We start from the raw sequence: 3,655 nt of genomic DNA, 5'->3' as shown, positions 1-3,655 counted from the left end.
ATGGACGAGGCCGAGCTCGTCGACACCATCGTGCACGGCGACGGACCGCTGCTGCTGGGCAGCTCCGCGGCCATGGACAAGGTCCGCTCCATGATCGCCAAGGTGTCGCGCAGCCAGGCGCCGGTGCACATCGTCGGCGAGTCCGGCACCGGCAAGGAGCTGGTGGCCCGCCTCATCCACGAGTCCGGACCGCGCGCCGGCCAGCCCTTCGTCCCCGTGAACTGCGGCGCCATCCCCGCCGAGCTGGTGGAGTCCGAGCTGTTCGGACATGCCAAGGGCAGCTTCACCGGCGCCACCGCCGACCAGGAAGGCCTGCTCCGTTCCGCCGAGGGCGGCACCGTGCTGCTGGACGAGATCGCCGACCTCCCTCTGCCGACCCAGGTGAAATTGCTGCGCGTCATCCAGGAGCGTACCGTGCGGCCGGTGGGCGACACGCGCGAAATAACGGTCGACGTGCGTTTTCTTTCCGCAACGCACCAGGACCTCGGCAAGCTGGTCGCCGACGGGCGCTTCCGCGAAGACCTGTATTACCGCATCAACGTCATCGAGCTGCGCGTGCCGCCGCTGCGCGAGCGCGGCGACGACGTGCTCGAGCTGGCGGACTACCTGCTGGCGCGGCTGGCCGAGCGCAACGACCTGCGCAAGCCGGTGCTCAGCGATGACGCCCGGCGCATGCTGCAACAGCACAAATTCCCCGGCAACGTGCGCGAGCTGGAGAACACGCTCGAGCGGGCCCTCGCGCTGTGCGAAGGCGGCCGCATCGAGGCCGGCGACATCGAGCTGCGCGCCCCCACGGCCGGCGCGAACAACGGCCATGCCGATGCTGATGCCCCGGCCGCGCCCGCGCCCGCGCCGCGGCCTGCGACGGATTCCTACGTCAATCCGGACGACAGCAGCCTCGACCACCGCATCGAGGACATCGAGCGCGCCGCCATCCTCCAGGCCCTCGAACAGACCCGCTACAACAAGACCAAGGCGGCCAAGCTGCTCGGCATCAGCTTCCGCGCCCTGCGCTACCGCATCAAGAAGCTCGGCATCGAGTGAGGCGGCGGAAACTGACGTATCGCGTCAGTTTTTGACGCTGGGGCGTAGGTTGCGCTGGCGGTCCCAGGTTTTCGGCCCCGTGACGTCAGCTTCATAAATCCATATAAATCATTGCACTAGACCGATCCTGGCGGGGTTGGCACGCTGCTTGCTTCATCCCTGCAACGTGCGGTGTATTCCGCGATCGGTTTTTTCAACACTCCCAGGGAGTATTCATATGCATAAGCAGCAGAAGGGCTTTACCCTTATCGAACTGATGATCGTGGTTGCGATTATCGGCATTCTGGCCGCCATCGCGATTCCGGCGTACCAGGATTACACAATCCGCGCGCGTGTTTCGGAGGCTGTGAATCTTGCGTCCTCAGCGAAGACGACTGTCAGCGAGAACATTTCCAACAATGGTGGCGTGTTGCTTGCAGCAGCCGCAAACGGCGGTACCGGGAACTGTGCCGGTGTTACCCCGATTACGACGGCGATCGGCAACGTTTCCAGTCTGAGCTGTGCTGCCGGTTCAGGCGCAATCACGGTGTCCACAAACGCCACCGCCGGTTCCGTGACGTTGGTGCTGACTCCGACCGCTTCAGGCGCAACCGGTGCCGCGACTACGTGGGCTTGCACGCAGACCGCAGGTAGCGCCAGCCATGTGCCAGCGGAGTGCCGCGGCTAAGGGGTGACCAAAAAGCTCCTTGAATAAAGGCAAAACGAGCCTACAACGCCCCCATCTGGGGGCGTTGTTTTTTTGTTCGGTTGTCGCTTGATTAGAGTTGGTCACAACGGTGGGTTGAGTTAGACTCCAGACGATTATGTGAACCAGTCGGCAGCCGCCAGGCTAGCCCGACGGGACACTGCCGATTCTTACGCACCACATGACTCGGGCCCGACTGACATCCATGGCAGCGAACGTCCAACCCCGGCTTTCCGGCCTGCCCCGACGGCTGGTCCAGGAAGGCGTAATCAACGAGTCGATCGCGGCGGAAGCCGAGACCGAGGTGCAGAAGTCTGCCAGCGCATCAATCGTCACCTACCTGGTTGAGAAGAACCTCGCGGATGCGCGGGATATAGCCGGCGCGGCCTGCCACGAGTTCGGCGTCCCGGTGCTAGACCTCGACGCCATCGAGATCGAACTCGAGACCGCCCGCCTGATCGATGAGCGCCTGATGCAGAAGCACCGGGTGCTGCCACTGTTCCGCCGCGGGCGACGTGTGTTTGTCGGCGTGTCGGACCCAACCCGCCTGCAGGCCATCGACGAGATCAAGTTCGCCACGGGCATGAGCATCGAGGCGATTGTCGTCGAGGAAAACAAGCTCGACGCCACGATCGCGCGCCTGTCGGAGGCGCTCGACACAACCATGGACAGCCTCGGGGGCGAAGACCTCGACCTCGAGAATCTAGACGTCGCAACCGAGCACGACGATGCGGCGGCGAATCTTACCCGCGACGAGATCGACGACGCGCCCATCGTGCGCTTCGTCAACAAAGTCCTGCTCGACGCCATTCACAAGGGCGCCTCGGACATCCATTTCGAGCCCTACGAGAAGTTTTATCGCGTCCGCACCCGCCTCGACGGCGTGCTGAAGGAAGTGGCGCGCCCGCCGGTGGCGCTGGCGAACAAGGTGACGGCGCGTATCAAGGTCATGTCGCGCATGGACATCGCCGAGCGGCGCATACCTCAGGACGGCCGCATCAAGCTGAAGTTGTCGGCCAACCGCGCCATCGACTTTCGTGTCAATACGCTGCCAACACTGTATGGCGAGAAAGTCGTGCTGCGTATCCTCGACCCGAGCCAGGCCAAGCTCGGCATCGACGCGCTCGGCTACGAGGAATTCCAGAAGCAGCTCTACCTCGACGCACTATCGAAGCCTTATGGGATGATCCTGGTCACCGGCCCCACCGGCAGCGGTAAAACCGTGTCGCTTTACACGGGCCTTAATATTCTCAATACCGAGGACCGCAACATCTCGACCGCGGAGGATCCGGCGGAAATCAACCTGCCGGGTGTCAACCAGGTCAACGTCAACCCGAAAGTGGGCCTGACCTTCGCCTCGGCGCTGCGCGCCTTCCTGCGCCAGGACCCGGACATCATCATGGTGGGCGAGATTCGCGACCTGGAGACTGCGGAAATTGCCATCAAGGCCGCGCAGACCGGCCACCTCGTGCTCTCGACGCTGCACACCAACGACGCACCCAAGACCCTGACCCGCATGGTGGACATGGGCGTCGCCCCGTATGCCATCGCCTCCTCCGTCAGCCTGATCATCGCCCAGCGCCTGGCGCGCCGGTTGTGCGACAACTGCAAGGAACCGCGGGAGATCCCGAAAGAGGCGCTGCTGCGCGAGGGTTTCACTGAAGCAGAGGTCGACGAAGGCCTGACGATTTACGCGCCCGTAGGCTGCAGCAAGTGCAACGACGGCTACAAGGGACGCGCCGGCATTTTCCAGGTGATGCCCATCTCCGAGACCACGGGGCGCATCATTATGGAAGGCGGAAACTCGATGCATATCGCGGCCCAGGCCGAGAAAGAGGGCCTGTGGGACCTGCGCCGCGCCGGCCTGGTGAAAGTGAAGAACGGCATCACGAGTCTCGAGGAAGTGAACCGCGTCACAATCGACTG

The 3,655-nt window shown here is 63.6% G+C and carries 3 protein-coding genes; all 3 read left to right on the top strand.

Features of this window, described 5'->3' with window-relative positions; all coding sequences use genetic code 11:
- Nucleotides 1–1,044 (top strand): sigma-54 dependent transcriptional regulator (locus GPT33_RS17880; RefSeq protein ID WP_296811764.1); only part of this gene is annotated, 1,044 nt, incomplete at its 5' end.
- 217 nt (nt 1,045–1,261) lie between these two features.
- Entirely contained in the window at nt 1,262–1,711 is a 450-nt protein-coding gene (locus GPT33_RS17875) for a pilin (RefSeq protein ID WP_296811762.1), read from the top strand.
- 223 nt (nt 1,712–1,934) lie between these two features.
- Nucleotides 1,935–3,655: type IV-A pilus assembly ATPase PilB (pilB, locus tag GPT33_RS17870; RefSeq protein WP_296811761.1), on the top strand; the 1,721-nt coding region annotated here is incomplete at its 3' end.

The organism is Thiocapsa sp. (assembly GCF_011390875.1).
Lineage (GTDB): Bacteria > Pseudomonadota > Gammaproteobacteria > Chromatiales > Chromatiaceae > Thiocapsa.
The sequence above is the reverse complement of the archived record's forward strand: the minus strand, read 5'-3'. Positions and strand labels throughout refer to the sequence as shown.

Coding starts and splice junctions, on each gene's coding strand:
- GPT33_RS17875 (WP_296811762.1), top strand. CDS start 1,262: ATGCATAAGCAGCAGAAGGGCTTTACCCTTATCGAACTGATGATCGTG.